General features: G+C 72.2%; 20 protein-coding genes. 9 read left to right on the top strand and 11 right to left on the bottom strand.

Annotated features, from left to right (window positions below; all coding sequences use genetic code 11):
* Positions 1 to 20 precede the first annotated feature (20 nt).
* The 3 genes from AB0M36_RS03705 to AB0M36_RS03695 all read right to left on the bottom strand — a co-directional run bounded on the left by AB0M36_RS03705 (position 21) and on the right by AB0M36_RS03695 (position 2,960).
* A complete protein-coding gene (locus AB0M36_RS03705; protein ID WP_364151758.1) occupies positions 21 to 842 on the bottom strand; it encodes a DUF1206 domain-containing protein in 822 nt (273 codons plus the stop codon).
* A gap of 61 nt (positions 843 to 903) precedes the next feature.
* Entirely contained in the window at positions 904 to 1,224 is a 321-nt protein-coding gene (locus AB0M36_RS03700) for a hypothetical protein (protein ID WP_364151755.1), read from the bottom strand.
* Between the two features lie 107 nt (positions 1,225 to 1,331).
* Positions 1,332 to 2,960, bottom strand: coding sequence for a glycoside hydrolase family 3 N-terminal domain-containing protein (locus AB0M36_RS03695; protein ID WP_364151752.1), 1,629 nt, complete (start codon positions 2,958 to 2,960; stop codon positions 1,332 to 1,334).
* A 224-nt stretch (positions 2,961 to 3,184) separates the two neighbouring features.
* On the opposite strand from AB0M36_RS03695, the gene AB0M36_RS03690 reads away from it, so the two are divergent.
* The 3 genes from AB0M36_RS03690 to AB0M36_RS03680 are packed head-to-tail and all read left to right on the top strand — an operon-like array spanning position 3,185 to position 6,347.
* Positions 3,185 to 4,132, top strand: a complete 948-nt coding sequence (locus AB0M36_RS03690) for a TIGR03557 family F420-dependent LLM class oxidoreductase (RefSeq protein WP_364151749.1) — start codon at positions 3,185 to 3,187, stop codon at positions 4,130 to 4,132.
* 56 nt (positions 4,133 to 4,188) lie between these two features.
* Complete coding sequence (locus tag AB0M36_RS03685; protein ID WP_364151746.1) at positions 4,189 to 5,835, top strand: RecQ family ATP-dependent DNA helicase; 1,647 nt, start codon at positions 4,189 to 4,191, stop codon at positions 5,833 to 5,835.
* An 8-nt stretch (positions 5,836 to 5,843) separates the two neighbouring features.
* Positions 5,844 to 6,347, top strand: a complete 504-nt coding sequence (locus tag AB0M36_RS03680) for a hypothetical protein (RefSeq protein WP_364151744.1) — start codon at positions 5,844 to 5,846, stop codon at positions 6,345 to 6,347.
* Positions 6,348 to 6,386: 39 nt separating this feature from the next.
* Here the strand turns inward: AB0M36_RS03680 and AB0M36_RS03675 are convergent, their stop codons facing one another.
* From AB0M36_RS03675 to AB0M36_RS03655, 5 genes are all read right to left on the bottom strand, one after another.
* Positions 6,387 to 7,019, bottom strand: coding sequence for a response regulator transcription factor (locus tag AB0M36_RS03675; RefSeq protein ID WP_364151741.1), 633 nt, complete (start codon positions 7,017 to 7,019; stop codon positions 6,387 to 6,389).
* Positions 7,016 to 8,305, bottom strand: coding sequence for a sensor histidine kinase (locus tag AB0M36_RS03670; RefSeq protein WP_364151738.1), 1,290 nt, complete (start codon positions 8,303 to 8,305; stop codon positions 7,016 to 7,018). Before AB0M36_RS03670 ends, AB0M36_RS03675 begins: the two co-directional genes overlap by 4 nt.
* A gap of 5 nt (positions 8,306 to 8,310) precedes the next feature.
* Positions 8,311 to 9,051, bottom strand: a complete 741-nt coding sequence (locus AB0M36_RS03665; RefSeq protein WP_364151735.1) for an ABC transporter permease — start codon at positions 9,049 to 9,051, stop codon at positions 8,311 to 8,313.
* The gene (locus AB0M36_RS03660; protein WP_364151732.1) at positions 9,051 to 9,953 is read right to left on the bottom strand and encodes an ABC transporter ATP-binding protein; all 903 of its coding nucleotides are present in this window, start codon (positions 9,951 to 9,953) and stop codon (positions 9,051 to 9,053) included. The genes AB0M36_RS03665 and AB0M36_RS03660 overlap by 1 nt, the downstream gene beginning before the upstream one ends.
* Positions 9,954 to 10,037: 84 nt before the next feature.
* Positions 10,038 to 11,237, bottom strand: coding sequence for a glycosyltransferase (locus tag AB0M36_RS03655; protein WP_364151729.1), 1,200 nt, complete (start codon positions 11,235 to 11,237; stop codon positions 10,038 to 10,040).
* Positions 11,238 to 11,356: 119 nt separating this feature from the next.
* On the opposite strand from AB0M36_RS03655, the gene AB0M36_RS03650 reads away from it, so the two are divergent.
* Positions 11,357 to 11,803: an SRPBCC family protein gene (locus tag AB0M36_RS03650; protein WP_364151726.1), complete on the top strand. Its 447-nt coding sequence runs from the start codon at positions 11,357 to 11,359 to the stop codon at positions 11,801 to 11,803.
* Positions 11,800 to 12,804: an SDR family oxidoreductase gene (locus AB0M36_RS03645; RefSeq protein ID WP_364151723.1), complete on the top strand. Its 1,005-nt coding sequence runs from the start codon at positions 11,800 to 11,802 to the stop codon at positions 12,802 to 12,804. The genes AB0M36_RS03650 and AB0M36_RS03645 overlap by 4 nt, the downstream gene beginning before the upstream one ends.
* Positions 12,805 to 12,811: 7 nt before the next feature.
* On the opposite strand, the gene AB0M36_RS03640 is transcribed toward AB0M36_RS03645, so the two are convergent.
* Positions 12,812 to 14,401, bottom strand: a complete 1,590-nt coding sequence (locus tag AB0M36_RS03640; RefSeq protein ID WP_364151720.1) for an NAD(P)/FAD-dependent oxidoreductase — start codon at positions 14,399 to 14,401, stop codon at positions 12,812 to 12,814.
* 87 nt (positions 14,402 to 14,488) lie between these two features.
* Here AB0M36_RS03640 and AB0M36_RS03635 point away from each other — a divergent pair, with 87 nt between their 5' ends.
* Complete coding sequence (locus AB0M36_RS03635; RefSeq protein ID WP_364151717.1) at positions 14,489 to 15,457, top strand: YihY/virulence factor BrkB family protein; 969 nt, start codon at positions 14,489 to 14,491, stop codon at positions 15,455 to 15,457.
* A 58-nt stretch (positions 15,458 to 15,515) separates the two neighbouring features.
* Positions 15,516 to 15,980, top strand: coding sequence for an SRPBCC family protein (locus AB0M36_RS03630; protein ID WP_364151714.1), 465 nt, complete (start codon positions 15,516 to 15,518; stop codon positions 15,978 to 15,980).
* A 59-nt stretch (positions 15,981 to 16,039) separates the two neighbouring features.
* Here AB0M36_RS03630 and AB0M36_RS03625 read toward each other — a convergent pair whose 3' ends face one another.
* Entirely contained in the window at positions 16,040 to 16,717 is a 678-nt protein-coding gene (locus AB0M36_RS03625) for a hypothetical protein (RefSeq protein ID WP_364151711.1), read from the bottom strand.
* 193 nt (positions 16,718 to 16,910) lie between these two features.
* Here AB0M36_RS03625 and AB0M36_RS03620 point away from each other — a divergent pair, with 193 nt between their 5' ends.
* The gene (locus AB0M36_RS03620; RefSeq protein ID WP_364151708.1) at positions 16,911 to 17,114 is read left to right on the top strand and encodes a hypothetical protein; all 204 of its coding nucleotides are present in this window, start codon (positions 16,911 to 16,913) and stop codon (positions 17,112 to 17,114) included.
* Positions 17,115 to 17,128: 14 nt separating this feature from the next.
* On the opposite strand, the gene AB0M36_RS03615 is transcribed toward AB0M36_RS03620, so the two are convergent.
* Positions 17,129 to 17,557 carry a hypothetical protein gene (locus AB0M36_RS03615; protein WP_364151705.1) on the bottom strand — a complete coding sequence of 143 codons (429 nt, stop codon included), beginning with the start codon at positions 17,555 to 17,557 and terminating at the stop codon, positions 17,129 to 17,131.
* A 93-nt stretch (positions 17,558 to 17,650) separates the two neighbouring features.
* Here AB0M36_RS03615 and AB0M36_RS03610 point away from each other — a divergent pair, with 93 nt between their 5' ends.
* Entirely contained in the window at positions 17,651 to 18,007 is a 357-nt protein-coding gene (locus AB0M36_RS03610) for a DUF6401 family natural product biosynthesis protein (protein WP_364151702.1), read from the top strand.
* The last annotated feature ends 6 nt before the right edge of the window (positions 18,008 to 18,013 follow it).

The raw sequence follows: 18,013 nt of genomic DNA, 5'->3' as shown, positions 1-18,013 counted from the left end.
CGGGGAAGGTCAGACCTTGGTCACACCTTGCGGAAACGCACCTGGAAGAAGCAGTAGACGCCGAAGGCCGCGATGCCGAGGGCGACGAGGCCCAGGAGCCAGGGTCCGTACTCCTGACCGGAGAGGGTCTTGAGCGCGGCGTCCAGGCCGCGGGCCTTGGCCGGGTCGTAGGTCACGGCGGCGGCCACGATCAGCGCGCCGGCGATGCCGTACGCGACTCCCTTGCTGGAATAACCGGCGGTCCCGAGCCGACGCGTGGTCCGGTGCACCGAGGCGCTCATCTGCTCGGTGTTCAGGTGCTTCAGGAACTTCTTCTTCACGCCGTAGATCACGAGGCCGATGCCGACGCCGACCACCACCACGCCGATGAGGCCGACCAGGAACCGGCCGCCGGTGTTGTCCATGAGGCTCGACGCGCTCTGCTGCTGGCTGTCGCCGGTGGAGGCGTTGGCACCCTTGAGGATCTTGACACCCACCCAGGCGAAGTACAGGTAGAGGACCGTCCGGCAGCCCGAGATGAAGCGCTCGGCCAGCGCGCTGCGGTTCCGCTCGCCGCTCTCTCCGATGGCCGCCTCGAGGGCCTGCCAGAGGGCCAGGCTGACCATGCCCACCACGGTGACGATGACGAGCGTCCGGCCCATCGGCTGCTGCGCGAGCGTCCGCAGGGCGCCCGACTGGTCACTCTCCCCGGCCCGGTCACCGAAGGCGAGCTGCAGCGCGATCCAGGCGAAGATCAGATGGATGACCCCGTACGCGATGAAGCCACCGCGGGCCAGGTATTCGAGCGGTTTGCTGTCCGCCGCACGGGACAGGTTGGAGCGGGCGGATGAGGAGGCTGTCATGGCCGCTAATGTGACCGACGACGAACTTTCCCAAACCTTCCCCGAAAGCGGCTGGGACGTGCTAGCGCGCGACCTGGAAGCTCACCGAGTCGGAGTCGATGGAGTCGAGGGAGACCTGCAGCCCGCCCACGTTGACGGCCTGCTGGCCCTTGGTGAGCTGGATCCGCTCGCCCGCCACGTCCAGGGTGAGCGTGTTCTGGTCGGCGCTGACGAACTTGGCCTCGACGCCGAGCACCTCGGCGCGGGCGTCGACGCTGCGGTCGATGGTGACGGTGCACTGGTCGAGGCCGCAGGAGACGCTGTCGCTGCACCCCGAGAGCAGGGCCAGGCCGAGGGCGGCGGTGAACAGGGCGGCGAGCGGGCGTGCGGCGGTCTTCGTCACGTGATCGAGTCTACGGCGGCCATGCGAGCCCGCAGATTTTCGCGACATTCCGGGCACACGGCGCGGGCCGGGACCGCCCGCGCCGCGTGCCCACGCGCAGGACCGGCCTAGGCGGCGAGGGCCTGCTTCGGGCGGTCCGGGACGGTCGCTCCGGCGATGAGTTCGGCGGCGGCCTGACCGCAGGCCCGGGTGGCGCCGTAGGTGGCGACGTGCACGCCCCCGCTCACCGCGACCGGAACGCCCATCTCCACCACGATCGCGTCCGGGCGTACGGCCAGGGCGCGGGCGAGCGCGTCGGAGACCCAGGGGTGGCGGTGTGCGTCGCGGACGACGAGCACCAGGGGACGCGCCCCGCTCCCGTCGAGGACCGGGGCCACCGGGTCGCTCGTGCCGGCCAGATCGTCGGCGCAGAGCCGGACGGAGGTGGTTCCCGGCAGCAGCCTGCTCAGCGGCACGCCGACGCCCCACGGCGTCTCGGCGCCGATGGCGATGTTGCGCGGCGGCGCGAACTCCACCACGTGCGGCGCGACGGTCAGCGGGAGTGCCGGCGCGTCCGCGGTGGTGGTCACCTTGACCGCCCGGCGGGCGGCGGCCTGGCCCACGGCCGAGCCGCCAAGGACCGCGATGCCGTGGCCGGCCGAGCCGCCAAGGACCGCCGAGCCGCCAAGGACGGCGATGCCGTGGCTGGCCGAGCCCGCCGCGTCCGCGACCGCGCGGGCTCCGATCGCCGTCTGCGTGCGCAGCGTCCAGGCGGCCAGCTTGCGGACCCGGGCGGCGGCGTCGCGCAGCCGCTCCTCGGTCAGCTCACCGGCGCGGACGGCCGCCACGATGGCGTCGCGCAGGCGGAGGGCCGTCCGCTCGTCGGCGTGGTCGCCGCCCACGCAGATGGCGTCGGCGCCCGCGGCGAGCGCCCGCACGGTGGCTCCTTCCAGCCCGTACGCGCGGCGCACGCCCTGCATCTCGATGCCGTCGGTGACGATCAGGCCCTGGAAACCCAGTTCCTCGCGGAGCAGGCCGGTCAGGATGCGCCGGCTCAGGGTCGCGGGCAGCTCCGGGTCGTACGCCGGCACCAGCAGGTGGCCCGTCATGATCGACTGAACGCCGGCCGCGATGGCCGCGCGGAACGGCACCAGCTCGCACTCGTCGAGGCGGGCCGGGTCGTGACCGATGACGGGCACGTCGTGGTGCGAGTCGACGGCGGTGTCGCCGTGGCCAGGGAAGTGCTTGGCGCAGGCGGCCACGCCGGCGTCCTGCAGCCCGCGGATCCAGGCGGTGCCGTGGCGGGCGACCAGGTGGGCCTCGGCGCCGAACGCCCGTACCCCGATGATGGGGTTGTCGGGGTTGTTGTTGACGTCCGTGTCCGGCGCGTAGTCGAGGGTGATGCCGGCGTGGGCCAGCTCGAGGCCCAGGTCCCGGGCGACCGCCTCGGTGAGCTCCGGGTCGTCGACGGCGCCCAGTCCCAGGTTGCCGGGGCGCGAACTGCCGTGCCGCGACTCGAAGCGGGTGACGTCGCCCGCCTCCTCGTCGATGGCCACGATGACGTCGGGCCGCTCGGCGCGCAGCTGGGCCGTCAGGGCCGCGACCTGCGCGGGCGACTCGACGTTGCGGGCGAACAGCGCCACGCCGCCGAGCCCTTCCGCGAGCCGGCGCCGCACCCAGTCCGGCACCGTCGTGCCGACGAATCCGGGCTGCAACACCGTCGCGGCAAGCTCGGGCAGTTCGCCAGAAATCCGCATTAGTCCGTATACCTCCGAAGCGATCGACGCCTTATGGTCGCCCACCGCCGAGGCTACAGTCAACAAACCTTTCTATTACACCCGGTAGGCTGCCGCCCGTGTCTGGTGTCGACTGGTCCGAGGTGCACGCCGTACGCCTGCTCGGTGTCGCCCTCGCGGCGCTGATCCTGTTCTGGGCCATCAAGCGCATGTTCGGCGGTAAGTAACCGGGGTATCCGGCGGGCATGCGAATCGGATACTTCCTGTCCAGCGAGGAGTACACCCCCGCCGAGCTGATCGCGCAGGCGCGGGGCGCCGAGCGGGCCGGCTTCTCGGCGCTGTGGATCTCGGACCACTACCACCCCTGGGTCGACGCCCAGGGCCAGAGCTCGTTCGTCTGGTCCATGATCGGCGCGCTCAGCCAGGCCTGCGACCTACCCATCACCACCGCCGTGACCTGCCCGACCGTCCGCATCCACCCGGCCGTCATCGCCCAGGCCGCCGCGAGCTGCGCGGTCCTGACCGGCGGAAAGTTCCGGCTGGGCGTCGGCACCGGCGAGGCCCTCAATGAGCACATCTTCGGCGACGCCTGGCCCGAGACCGAGGTACGCCTCGAGATGCTCGAGGAGGCCGTCGAGATCATGCGCGAGCTCTGGAAGGGCGGCGTGGTCTCCCACCGCGGCAAGCACTACACCGTCGAGAACGCCCGGGTCTACACCCTGCCGGAGAAGCCGATCGAGATCCTGGTCTCCGGCTTCGGCCCGAAGGCCGTCGACGTCGCCGCCCGCATCGGCGAGGGATACATCCACATCGTGCCCGACGGCGATCTCGTGCGGCGGTTCCGATCGGCCGGTGGCGGCGAGCGCGTCTGCCAGGGCGCGTTCAAGGCGGCGTACGCGGCCAGCGAGGAGGAGGGCGCGCGGATCGCGTACGAGAAGTGGCCGAACGCCGGCGTGCCCGGCGAGCTCTCCCAGGTCCTGCCCTCGCCCCAGCACTTCGAACAGGCCTCCCAGCTCGTCACCCAGGACAAGGTCAAGGAGGCGTTCGTCTGCGGCAACGACCCCCAGGCTCACCTCGAGATGATCGACAAGTACGCCAAGGCCGGCTTCGACGAGGTCTACGTGTCCAACTCCGGCCCGCACTGGCAAGGGCTCCTCGACCTGTACGCCGAGCACGTCCTGCCGAAGCGGTAGGGCGAGACGCGCCCTTACGTTTCGGTGTCGACCCGCCAGGGCACAATGGCCGCTCGATGAAGATCCCCGTCTACGGGCCGCGCCTGCGCAGGGTCGCCCGCAAGCACTTCGACTGGCCCTCCCTGCGCCCCGGCCAGTTCAAGCCCATGCGCGCCGTGCTGCGGCGCAAAGACGCGCTGGTGGTTCTGCCCACCGGCGCCGGCAAGTCGGCGATCTACCAGATTCCCGCGGTCCTGCTGCCGGGACCCACGGTGGTGATCTCACCGCTGCTGGCCCTGCAGCAGGACCAGATCGCCGCGCTCAACGAGCGCGGCGACCCGAAGGTCCGCGCGGTCCGGGTCAGCAGCGCGGAGACCCCGGCGCAGCAACGTGAGGCCATGAAGCAGCTCCGCGAGGGGGACGCCGAGTTCCTCTTCATCACTCCGGAGCAGCTCAGCGACCCGGAGCGGATGGCCGAGGTCCGCGCGCTGCGCCCCGGCCTGGTGGCCGTCGACGAGGCGCACTGCATCTCGGCCTGGGGCCACGACTTCCGGCCCGACTACCTGTCGCTGGGCCACCTCATCAAGGGCATCGGCCGGCCGCCGGTGCTCGCCCTGACCGCCACCGCCTCGCCGCCGGTGCGCGACGACATCATCGAGCGGCTGCACCTGCGCAAGCCCGAGATCCACGTGTCCGGACTGGACCGCGGCAACCTCTTCCTCGAGGTCGCGTACTGCCCGGACGAGGACTACCGGTGGCGGCGCCTCATCGCGCTGCTCGACGAGGCACCGCGCCCCGGCATCGTCTACGTCGCCACCCGGCGCGCCGCCGAGGAACTCGCCGCGCGACTCACCGACGCCGGGTACGCCGCGGATTTCTACCACGGCGGCATGGCGGCCGGCGCCCGCCACCAGCGGCACGAGGACTTCACCGACGACCGGGTCGACATCATGGTGGCCACCTCGGCCTTCGGCATGGGCATCGACAAGCCCAACATCCGCTGGGTCGCGCACGTCGCCCTGCCCGACTCCCCGGACAGCTACTTCCAGGAGATCGGCCGGATGGGCCGCGACGGCGAACCGGGCCGCGCGCTGCTGCTGTGGCGTGCCGAGGACGAGGCCATCCAGCGGTTCTTCACCGGCGGCGCGCCGGATGTCGCCGAGCTGCGCGAGCTGGCCGCCGCCCTGCGCGCCGGACCGGCGACGAAGACCGCGCTGAAGGAGAAGACCGGCCTCGGCCCGCGCAAACTCGGCCAGTTTCTCGGGCTGCTCGAGCAGGTCGGGGCGGCCACCGCGGGCCAGGGCAACAAGTGGACGGTGCCCGTGTTCGCACCACTTCCGGCCGCGGCGGCGGAGGCGGCCGTGTCGGCGTACGAGCGTCAGCAGGTGGTCCAGCGCTCACGCACCGACATGATGCGCGGCTTCGCCGAGTCCCGCGCCTGCCGCACCCAGACCCTGCTCGCGTACTTCGGCGAGGACGTGCGCAAGCCCTGCGGCCACTGCGACAACTGCGCCGAGGGCACCGCCGAGGAGGTCGAGCAGGCCGCCGGCGACGAGCCGTTCGCGGTGCACAGCACCGTGCGGCATCCGGAGTGGGGTCCCGGCATGGTGATGGGCTACGAGGAAGATCGGGTGACGGTGCTCTTCGAGGAGGTCGGTTACAAGACCCTCTCCGTGCCCGTGGTCGAGGAGCATGCTCTGCTGGTCGCCGAGAAGAAGAAGTGAGGACATCCGTGACTGACGAACCGTTGTACGCCCAGTTCGGTTTCACCGACGCCGAGTGGGGGCTGCTGGTCGGCCTGCCGCAGTCGGTGCTGACCGCCGCGAGCGTGGCGACGCACGACAGCGCCCGCAAGACCCGCCAGGAGACCGCGGCGGGACTCGACGAGATCTCGGACGCGCGGGCCTCGGCGAGCCCGCTGGTCGCCGCGGTCGCCGGTGCGGTGCTCGACGCGACCGGCGACCCGGACCGCGGCGAGGAGATGCCCGCCATCGAGCCGGCGGACCCGGTCGGCTACGCCCAGGACGTCGTGACGCGGGCCCGGGAGGCGGCGGCGCTGCTGGCCGCCAAGGCCGCGCCGGCGGACGCGGAGACGTACAAGCACTGGCTGGTCGAGATCGCCGACAACGTGGTCGGCGCGGCCTCGACCGGTGGCGTGCTGGGGCTCGGCGGCGACCAGGTCACCGAGAGCGAGCGGGTGTTCCGCGACGAGCTGGCGAAGGCCCTGGCGAGCTGACCTTCCGCGCCCCGTCTCGTCCGGGACGGGGCGCGGGTGTCAGGCCTCGCCGGTGCCGAGCAGGCCGCGGGCGAAGGCGGCCGCGACGGCCGCCGCCCGGTCACGCACACCCAGCTTCGCGTACGCGTGCAGCAGGTGCGTCTTCACCGTCGCCTCGCTGATGAACAGCCGCGACGCCGCCTCCCTGTTGGTGCACCCCCGCGCGATCAGGCCGAGCACCTCCAGCTCACGGCCGCTCAACGGTTCCCGATCGGGCGAGCGGATCCGGCCCATCAGCCGTCCCGCCACCGCCGGGGACAACACCGACTCACCCCGGTGCGCCGCCGCGACCGCCCGGAACAGCTCCTCGCGCGGGGTGTCCTTGAGCAGATAGCCGGTCGCGCCCGCCCTGATCGCGGGCAGCACGTCGGTGTCGGTGTCGTAGGTGGTCAACACCAGCACCCGAGCCGGACAGCCCTGCTCGCGCAGCGCCCGGATGGCGCTGACCCCGTCCATGCCGGGCATCCGCAGATCCATCAGCACCACGTCGAGCTCGGTGGCGCGCGCCACGGCCAGCGCCTCGCGCCCGTCGGCCGCCTCGCCCCGGACCTCGAAACGGTCGTCGCCGGCGAACATGCCGCGCAGCCCGTCACGGACCACCGGGTGGTCGTCGACGATCAGCAGGCCGATCACGCGGCGGCGCTCCCGGCGCGGCTACCGTCTCGCGAGCCGTCGAGGGAGATCGCGGGCACGCACGCCGAGACGGCCGTCCCGCCGCCCGGCTCCGACTCGACCGCCAGCGTGCCCGCGATCCGCCGGACCCGCTCGCGCATGGCCAGCAGGCCGTAGCCGCCGTCGTCCGCCCGCGGTAGGGGTGCGCCCGGATCGAAGCCCGTGCCGTCGTCGCGGATATCGAGCGTCACCAGATCCTCCAGGTAGGACAGTGTCAGGGCCACGCGGTCCGCGCCGGCGTGCTGGGCGACGTTGGCGAGCGCCTCCTGCGCCGTCCGCAGCAGGGCGCTCTCGATCTCCGGCAGCAGCGGCTGGGCCGCGCCCGTGGTGATCAGCTCGGCGGCGACGCCGTGCCGCGCCGACCAGCCGTCCACCACGTCGGCGAGGGCATCCGGCAGCGTAGCCGCGTCCAGCGACGTCGGGCGCAGCGCCTGGACCGACCGCCGGGCCTCGGCCAGGCTCTCCCGGGCCAGCCGCCGGGCACTGCCGAGGTGCCGCCGCCGGTCCGCCGGCCGGCCGTCCGCCTGCTCGGCCGCCTCCAGCTGGGTGACGATGCCGGTCAATCCCTGGGCGAGCACGTCGTGGATCTCCCCGGCCAGCCGTTGCCGCTCGTCGAGCACGCCGGCCTCGCGCGCCTGCACGACCAGTTGGGCGTGCAGGCCGGCGTTCTCGGCGAGGGCGGCCGCGAGCTTGTCGTTCGACTCCTCGAGCAGTCGCACCATCTCGGCACGCTGGGCGTGATGGTCCCGCGTGGTGATGGCGAGGTGCGTCATCGCCGTACCGATGACGACATTGAGGACCACGACCACCGCGAGGGTGCCCCAGTTGTCCGGAACCCGCACCGCCCCCGCGCCGCCCACCTGCGACACCGCGGTGCAGACGCCGAGCGCCGCCGCGCCGAGCAGCCGCCAGCGGCCGCGCAGCTCGTGCAGGACGAAGAGGTAGCCGGTCCAGGCGAAGAAGCCGTACAGCGGGTTGGTCCAGATCAGCGCCGCGACGAGCGTGAGCAGGCCGACGAAGAACACCGGACCACGCACGACGCTCTGCCACAGCCAGGCCGCGGTGACCACGGCGGCCACCAACGACGCCGGCAGCGGCTGCCGCACGAGCTCCGGGGTGTCCCGGGCCAGGACCACCAGCGCGGTCGAGGCCGCCAGCGCCACGTACGGCAGCAGCCGAAGCCGCTGGTCGAGCCGCACCCGCCACCCTTGGGAGCGGTCGGCCAGGGCCACACCATCCACCAGCATCGTCTCTACTCCCAGCGGAACATCCTGGCCGCTGCCAGACCGAACACCACCATGTACGCCAGCAACACGGTAAGCGATGTCCACTCGGGCCACGAACCCGTCATCGCCGCCTGCACGGCCCGCTCCCCCGCGCCGAGCGGAGTGAAGTCGCCGACCCGTCGGAGCAACTCCGGGAGGAGCTCGCGGGGCGTCCAGAGGCCGGCGAAGAACATGGCCGGGAAGAACAGCAGGGTGCCCGCGGTGTTCGCCGTCTTTCCCGAGGGCGCCAGCGCGGCGATGACCAGCCCGATGGCCGCCGCGGCGCCCACGGTGAGCAGGAACGCCACCAGAAATCCCGGAATCTCGCGGGGCAGCGGCACGTCGAACACCAGCCGGGCGACGCCGAGGAGCAGCGCGACGGACACGACCGCGGTGAGCAGGTTCGTGACCAGTTGCGCACCCATCAGCACGACCGGCCGCGCGGGCGTGGTGGCCAGCCGCCGCAGAATGCCGCGTTCCCGGTACGTCGCCAGCACCATCGGCGCGACCTGGAAGGCGAGCATCGCCACGGTCAGGATGGTGGCGATGCTCGCGTAGAGGTCGACCACGCGCAGGCCGCCGAGGTCCGCGCGCGGTTCCCGGAACGCCGCGACGCTGCCCAGGATGACGATGAGGATCGACGGGAAAGCCAGGGTGAAGAAGACGAGTGCCGGCTCGCGCAGGAACAGGCGAAGCTCGGAACGGGTGAGTCGGACGAGAACAGACATCATCGAACCTCCCGACGCCCGGTCAGAGAGACGAACGCGTCGTCCAGGCCGCCCTGCTCGACCCGCAGGTCGTGGGCGATGATCCGGTGCGCCGCGAGGGTGGCGGTGACCGCTTGCAGCACGTCGCCGCGGCCGACGACCTCCAGTTGGGCGCCGTGCCGCCGGACCTCGTCGACCTCGGCCAGCTCGGTCAGCAGCCGGTCGTCCACGGGTACGGACGGACGGAAGCGGATCCGCCGCGCGGCACCGACCCGGGCGACCAGGCCGACGGGAGTGTCCACGGCGACGACCGCGCCGGCGTCGAGGAACGCGAGCCGGTCGCAGAGCCGCTCGGCCTCCGCCATGAAGTGGGTGACCAGCACGAGGGTGACGCCGCGGTCGCGTACGGCCTCGATCAGTTCCCAGGTGTCGCGCCGGGCCCGCGGGTCCAGCCCGGTGGTGAGCTCGTCGAGGATCGCGACGCGCGGGTTGCCGAGCAGCGCGAGCGCGATGGACAGCCGCTGCTGTTGGCCACCGGAGAGCCTGCCGAAGCGCTCGCCCACCTTGCCGGACAGCCCCAGGTCGGCGACGAGCTCCCGCCAGTCGGCGGGGTCCGGGTAGAAGGCGGACCAGAGCTCCAGAGCTTCGCGTACGGTCATCTTCTCGGGCAGCCGGCTCTCCTGGAGCTGAACTCCCACCAGGGACCGCAGGGCCCGGTCCCGGGGATCGCGGCCGAGCACGCGGACCGAGCCCCCGTCCGGCGTCCGCAGGCCGGCCAGGCACTCCACGGTCGTCGTCTTGCCGGCGCCGTTGGGGCCGAGGATGCCGAAGATCTCGCCCGCCTCCACGGCGAACGAGACCCCGTCGACCGCGACCGTGTCGCCGTAGCGTTTCTGAAGCTGGTGGACCTCGATGACTGTCATGCCTCGAGCGTCACAGCTGGCGGCGGCCGTCGAATCGACCAACGGGCGACGCCTGGCATCCACCGGTTGGTGGATGCGGACTACTCAGGCGACGGCCTCCGCCTCGTTGGCGCGACGCCCGGCGACCGCCGAGTAGACCGAGCCGAGCTGCGAGGCGACGCGCTTCCACGAGTAGGCCTGGCGGGCCCGGTCCAGCGCCGCCGTCGCGTACGCGAAGCGCCGTACCTTGTCGTTGATCAAGCGCCGGAGGGCGCCGCCGAGCGCGCGCGGGTCGCGGGTCGGCACCAGGTCGCCGGTGAGTCCGTCCACGACCGTCTCGTTGAGACCGCCGATGGCGGTGCCCACGACCGGGACGCCGCACGCCATCGCCTCGAGCGGGGCGAGTTCGAACTGCTCCTGCCAGGGCGCGGCGACGAGCAGGTCGGCGGAGCGGTACCAGCGGGCCATGTCCTTGGCCGGGACGCCGCCGACGAGCCGCACCCGGTCGGCGACCTGGCACCGCTCGGCGATGGCCCGGAGCTTCTCCGCCTGGGGATCGGACGCGAGTTGCCCCGCGGGCGGTCCACCCACGACGACGCACTCGGCGCCCGGCACGTATCGCATGGCCTCGATGACGTCGCCGAAGCCCTTGCGCTCGACGAGGCGGCCGACGGTCAGGATGCGGGAGCGTTCGTGGTCACGCTCGGCCGCCGGACCCTCCGGGGTGAAGTGGTCGCTGTCGACGCCGGCGGGCACGACCGTCAGCCGGGATCGGGGCACGCCGATGCGGATGAGCCCGCGCAGCTCGTCCTGGCTCTGGGCGACCACCCGGTCGACGGCCCGGCCCAGCGCGCGCTCGTAGCCGGTGCGGGAGGCTCCGGGGCCGGGCTGCTCCCCGGTGGCGATCTCGTGGAACGACTGGACGACCGGGACCCCGACCTGCCGCGAGGCCGTGACCGCCGCGAGCCCGCTGGTCCAGTAGTGGGCGTGCGCCACGTCGGGCAGCCAGTCGGTGTCATGCCACTCGGTGCGCAGCCAGTGCGCGAAGTCGCTGAGGTGCGGCAGCAGTGCCTCCTCGGGCAGCCGCTGGGCGGGCCCGGCCGGCACGTGCAGCACGCGGACGCCCCCGGCGAGCGTGACGCAGTCAGGCAGATCGGGATCGTCCCGACGGGTATAGACGCGCACGTCATGGCCGAGCTCCGCCAGGGCCGTGGAGAGCTCCGCGACATGCCGCTGCTGAGCGCCAGTCGGGGCGTCGTCCGCGGGCAGCGGGCTCGCCTGCTCGGAGATCATCGCGATGCGCAAGTGGTCCTCCTGGCGACAGCTTTGTTCCGGGAGAAGACCGGAGTCGAGGTGACGAATACGCGGTGCTCTTGCCCGTCGCCCAAAAGCGTAAACATCGCCTGGTGGGGTATGCCGGACTCGTGGCTATCGTGCAGCGTATCGTTCCCGCCCCGCCGGATCAGGTGTTCGCCGTCCTCTCGGACGGCTGGAGTTACAGCGACTGGGTCGTCGGCACCGTGCACATCCGCGACGTCGACGCCAACTGGCCCGAGCCGGGCTCGCGGCTGCATCACAAGGCCGGTCCCTGGCCCCTGTCGCTGCACGAGAGCTCCCAGGTGCTGACCTGCGTGCCGCAGCGGGAGCTGACGATCCTCGCCGGCCTCTGGCCGCTGGGCGAGGCGCACGTGCGGATCGTGCTCGAGCCGGTGGCGGGCGGGCGGACCCGGATCACGATGGAGGAGACGTTCCGCGCCGGTCCGCTGCGGTGGGTGCATACCAAGCTCAACGATCTGGTCCTGCACCGGCGCAACATCGAGTCGTTGCGACGTTTGTGCGACATCGCCACGCGGGAAAAGAGCCGTGCGTGAGCTTCAACGTCGTGATCACCGGGGCCAGCGCCGGGGTGGGCCGCGCCGTGGCCGTCGCCTATGCCCGGCGAGGGGCCCGGGTGGCCCTGATCGCCCGCGGCCGCGCCGGCCTCGAGGGCGCCTCCCTGGAGGCCCGCGCCGCCGGTGCCGCCGACGTCCGCACCTATCAGGTCGACGTGGCGGACGCGGACGCGGTGCAGGACGCGGCCGACGACGTGGCGGCGGCCTGGGGCGGCGTCGACGTGTGGATCAACGACGCGATGGCGTCGGTTTTCGCGCCCGCGTGGGAGATCAGTCCGGCCGAGTACCGGCGCGTCACCGAGGTCAACTATCTGGGTACGGTCCACGGCACGCTGGCCGCCCTGCGCCACATGCGCCCGGCCGGGCGCGGCGCCGTCGTGCAGATCGGCTCGGCGCTGGCGTACCGGGGGATTCCGTTGCAGGCACCGTACTGCGCGTCGAAGCACGCGATCCAGGGCTTCAACGACTCGCTGCGCGCGGAGCTGCTGCACGACGGCGACCGGGTCAAGCTGTCGATGGTCCAGCTCCCGGCCGTGAACACCCCGCAGTTCTCCTGGGTGCGCACCCGGCTGCCCCGCCACCCGCAGCCGGTGCCCCCGATCTATCAGCCCGAGGTGGTGGCCCGTGCCGTGCTCTGGGTCGCCGACAAGGGCAAGCGCGAGATCAACGTGGGCGGACCGACCCTGAAGACGCGCCTGGGCAACATCGTGGCGCCGGCCTTCCTGGACCGCCTGCTGGCGGCGGACAAGCGGGGATACGCGGGTCAGCAGACCGGCGAGAAGGTCGACCTGGCGACCTGGCAGGACAACGTCGACAAGCCGCTGGACTCCAACCGCGACTTCGGAGCGCACGGCGTCTTCGACGACCAGAGCCGGACCCGGTCGTTCGCGCTCTGGGCAACCATGCACAAGCCGCTGGTCACCGGCGCTGTGGGCGCGGGCCTCGGCCTCGTCGCGGCCGGGCTGCTGCGCCGCCGCTGAGCCGCTGTCAGCGGTAGACGGCGGCGTGGGCGGCGTCGATCACCGACTGGTAGGCCCGGCCGGCCAGGAAGCGGTTGCGGACGAGTGCGGCCCGGGCCGCGTTGGCTCCCGGCGCACCGTGGACGCCGCCGCCCGGGTGGGCCGACGCGCTCGCGAGGAACAGCCGGTCCACCGGCGTGTCCGCGCGGCCCAGGCCGGGGATCGGGCGCAGGAACAGCTGTTGGAACGCCGCGGCCGTGCCGCCTCCCAGCGCGCCGCCGACCAGCGAGGGGTTCTCGGCCTCCAGGTCGGCCGGGGAGAACACATTGCGTCCCACGACCATGCGTCCGAAGCCGGGCGCGTGCTCCTCGAGCACCGCCTCCATCCGGGCGACGTGCGCCTCGATGTCGTCCGCCTCCCAGTGGGACCGGTGCGGCAGGTGCGTGTACGCCCACACCGACTCCGTCCCCTCCGGCGAGTGTGACGCGTCGGCCGTCGTCATCTGCCCCAGCAACAGGAACGGGTGCGACGGCATCGAGTCGGTGGCTAGCTGCGCCGAATAGCGGGTCAGGCCGTTGAGGTCGGCGCCCAGGTGGACGGTGCCCGAGCCGGCCGCCGCCGGGTTCTTCCACGGCATCCTGCCGTCGACCGCCCAGTCGACCTTGACCGTCGCGCCGTCCCAGCGGAAGTGCGCAAAGTCCTCGGTGAGCCGCGGAGGGAGCCAGCGGGAGCCGACCAGGTCCAGATACAGCGTCGGGGCCGGGACGTCCGCGATCACCGCCCGGCCAGCCCGCCAGTTGCGGCCGTCGGCGGTGCGGACGCCCATCGCCTTGCCCCCGCCGACCAGGACCCGCGACACCGGGGATTCGTAATCGATCCGGCCGCCGCGCTCGAGCAGGCGGTCCACCAGCGCACTCGTGATCCGCTGGGCGCCGCCGACGGGGACCGGCCAGCCGACCTCCTGGCCCAGCATCGCGAGCAGCCAGCCGTAGACCCCTCCCCCGGCCTCCTCGGGCGACAGGTCGGTGTGCAACGCGCAGCCGGCCAGGGCGAGCTGGGCGCCCTCACCGTGGAACAGCTCCCCGCCCAGCTCGCGGACGGAGAGCACCAGGCGCCGGGCCAGCCGCAGCGAGCCGCCGACGCCCAGGTGGCGCGCCAGGCCCAGGCCGGACCGCACCGGCGGGAACGGCGTGAAGAGCACCTTCAGCATGTGGGCGGAGACGTCGTGCCAGTCCTCGTACGCGCGCTTCCAGCGCTCCCCGTCGCCGGGCGCGAACTGCTCCATCGACGCCATGGTGGTTTCCAGGTCGCGGTTGACCGTGGCGGCGCGGCCGTCCGGCAGCAGGTGGGTCAGCACGTCGGGCGCGTGTGTCCATTCCAGGCCTTGCGCGCCGAGTTCCAGCCCGCTCAGCACCGGGGACGCGAAGCCCAGCGGATAGAAGGAACTGAAGAGATCGCTGAGGTATCCGGGCGCGGTCACGTAGCCGGAGCGGACCGCGCCGCCGGGGTGCGGGGTCGCCTCGAGGACCTGGACGTCCCAGCCCGCATCGGCGAGCAGGTTCGCCGCTACCAGCCCGTTGTGACCCGCACCGATGACGATCGCGTCCGCTCGTTCCACGGGCGGACCGTACCCCGGGCCGTTTGCGGCAAACCCTCTTCGGGTAGTGATCGATGCGCACACAGTGACGGACGGGAGCCGGATCCGATGACAGCCGCCACCAGCCGCCCGACCGTGCGCCCCCTGCCCAGCGGCTTCCGGCAATTGCGCTGGTCGACCTGGCGCGGCGTGCTGTGGCGCAGCGTCAACGGCTACCTCGACGACGACTGCGCCGACCTGGCCGCCGCCCTCACCTACAACGCCGTGCTGGCGGTCTTCCCGGTCGCGATCGTGGTGGTCGCCCTGGTCAACCTCGTCACCGACGGGCGTACGGCGGTGGACACCATTCTCGGCATCCTCGAGGACCTGGGCGCCGGCTCGGTCATCGGCAACGACAACTTCCGGGCGGTGCTGGACGCGATCATCGTCGAGCAGAGCTCCCCCAAAACGCTGCTCGGCTTCGGCCTGCTCGGCGCGCTGTGGTCGGCGTCCAACTTCGTGGGCGTGTTCACCCGGGCGTCCAACCGGATCTACGGGGTCAAGGAGGGACGGCCGGTGTGGAAGTTGCGGCCGTTGCAGATCGGCCTGAGCGCCGTCGCGCTGGTCCTCATGGCGGTGGTGGGCACCGGGCTGGTCATCAGCGGCCCGCTGGTCGACGCGGTCGGCAATGTCCTGCACGCCGGCAGCACGGCGCGCGCGGTCTGGTCGATCGGCCGTTGGCCGGTGCTCGTGATGATCCTGATGCTGCTGCTGTCGCTGCTGTTCTGGATCGCGCCAAACGTCCGGCAGCCGCGCTTCCGCTGGCTCACCCTCGGCGGCTCGGTGGCCCTGCTCGTGTGGGTCGCCGCCTCCTTCGGCTTCGGGCTGTACGTCGCGAACTTCGGCTCGTACGACGAGACGTACGGCAGCCTGGGCGCGATCATCGCCTTCCTCGTCTGGCTCTATCTGGCCAACTCCGCGCTGATGCTCGGCGTGGAGATCAACGCCGAGGTGCAGCGTGGACGGCAGTTGCAGGCGGGTGGAGACCCGGACCCGCCGCTGCCGCCGAAGGAGCCCGCCGACGACGACACGGTTTAGCCGCCGGGGCGTCGGGCACGTTGACCCCAGGCGGGAAAGCCAAAAGGAGGGAAACACAGTGAGTACAGTCACCGAGTCCGTTGACGTCAACGTGCCGGTACGCACCGCGTACAACCAGTGGACCCAGTTCGAGGAGTTCCCCCGGTTCATGGGCGGCGTGACGGAGATCCGTCAGCTCGACGACAAGATGACCCACTGGAAGACGAACATCGACGGGGTCAAGCGGGAGTTCGACGCCAGGATCACCGAGCAGCTTCCCGACGAGCGCGTGGCCTGGACCACCGTCGAGGGCAGCAAGCAGGCCGGCGTCGTGACCTTCCACCGCCTGGACGAGACCCACACCCGGGTCACGTGCCAGCTGGACTTCGAGCCCGACGGCGTGGTGGAGCAGGCCGGCGACAAGCTGGGCTTCCTCGACCGCCAGGTCAAGGGCGACATGAAGCGCTTCAAGGAGTACATCGAGGGCCGCGGCGGCATCGAGACCGGCGCCTGGCGCGGCGAGGTGGACCGCCCGCAGCCGTAGGTCATCCGCGATCGAGGGCCGCCGGGATTCCGGCGGCCTTCGTCGTGGGTACCCGCGGGTCAGCCCCAGACCGTCACGCTGCCCACCTCGGCGCCGGCGTCGACGAGATAGCGGTCCTTGGCCGCCCCCCAGCCGGGCGGTGCGACGGCGGCACCGGGCGCGGCCGGGACCCGGTCCGCCCACGGCACCGCGACGAGGCCCGCGCCCGAGCGCAGCCGCAGCTTGACGGCGGTCCCGGCGGGCACGGCGACGGCGAGCTCACCGACCGAGCCGGCCAGGGTGATCGGCACCGGCCCCGTCGGAGGCGGCAGCCGCATGCTGACCAGCCCGGCCCCGGACCCGAGCTCCAGCCGCTCGACCCGGCCCGCCGCCAGGTCCAGGTGTTGCTCGCCAGCGCCGGCGGGCAGTCGGAGGTCCCACCGGACGCGGCGGTTGAGCAGGACCTCGACGGTGTCCGGCCCGTCCGCTCCGGTCGGCACCAGGGCGAGCCGCACCCGTCCCGCGACGCCGGTGACCCGCGGCGCCAGGCCCGAGTCCGCCGGGGTGGTGACCCGGTAGAGCAGACCGGGGAGCTCCGCGAGCCGCACCTCCACCCGGGAGGCGGCGTCGGAGACGGTGAGGAACGCCGCCGTACGCCCGTGCAACGCGCCGGCCTGGACGTGCGGCTGCGGTCCGTCGTCGGCGGGAACCTGGCGGGCGCCGAGTGTGATGGCCGGCGCGCAGCCTGCGAGCGTCACCCCCAGAAGAATGACGACCGCGGCGGCGGAAAACCACCTATCAAGATCCGGCCACAGGCCTGTGAACAGCGAAAACGGACCGTACGTACCGGCGGTAGAACGACGACGACGCTGCGCAGTGGGCACCATCGGACAACCCGATATCGGCCGAAAGGGTGACGGCGAAGCGCCCGAATCGGGCCAGACTAGCCGGATGCGATCTGCCGGTTTCCTCTCTGAGCGTCAACGTCGTCTCGCCTGGGTGGGCTTTCTGCTCGCCGCGTTTCAGGCGCCGATGGCGGCGTCGCTCATCGATGACGCCTCCTGGCTCTTCGCGGTCGTCGTGGCCCTTCTGGTCGCCACGGTGATCGTCGCCGACGACGCCCAGCGCCGCCGCCCGCACACCGAGCTCGAGTAACCACCACCCCCGGCTCAGGGAAGGGCTTCGTGACCCGCCCGGCCGTGGGTACGTCGACGCTCCTTCAGCTCGGCCTCGTAGAGGTGGCGCCGCCCCTGGGCGAATTCGTCCCGGGCGTCCCGCTCAATGCCCTTGAACTCGGCGTAGTACCCGTCGTCGAACTCCTCGACGAGCTGGAACGTCCACCGGCCGGGGCTGACGTTGCGCCCGATCAGCTCGTGCTGGATGCGCTGTGCCATCTCGGCGTGACCGGCCCGCGCGAAGAGCGCGACGGCGTCGTCGAGCTTGAAGTCGGCCTCGCCGATGAGCTGGTGCATCGAGTAGAGGTGACCGCGGACGCGCTCCACCATCTCCAGGGCCTCGCTCAGCTTGCCGAGGGCTTCGACCGTGGTGTCGTCGAGGCCCTCGGGCCGGCGGTGGGCATCGTCGGGTCCATCGCTCATGCTCGGGTGAGTTCCCCCACGGCACGCGGTTCAACCGAGCTGCACCGAACAGGCGAACCGTTGGCTACCTCGGCGTCCCTAACGTTTCTTCTCATGAATGGCCTGTTCAGCGGCGCTGCCGCCCGTGCTGCCCTGCGTTCCGCCCACGCCTGCCTCGCGGAGCTGATGACCATCGTCGGCGTCAGCGGCCTCGAGGCCGCGGCCGACAACCCCGGCCTGCTGGCCGCCGTCGACCAGCACGAGGCGGGCGTCCGCGACAGCCTGTCGACCGACGTGCGCCCGCTCACCGCGGTGATCCTGGCCGCCTACGCCGAGGGTGTGCGCGACGCCGCCTTCAAGCACGGCTGGCGTGCGCCGGAAGGCCCGATCGACTGGGCCTCCGACGACTGGGTACTGACCCGACTGCTCGCGGTCTGCACCCTGGCCCGCACCCTGCCGCCGGCCCGCTGACCACGC

Origin of the sequence: Actinoplanes sp. NPDC051346 (genome assembly GCF_040682215.1) — a bacterium.
Lineage (GTDB): Bacteria > Actinomycetota > Actinomycetes > Mycobacteriales > Micromonosporaceae > Actinoplanes.
This window is presented reverse-complemented; position numbering and strand designations above follow the sequence as displayed.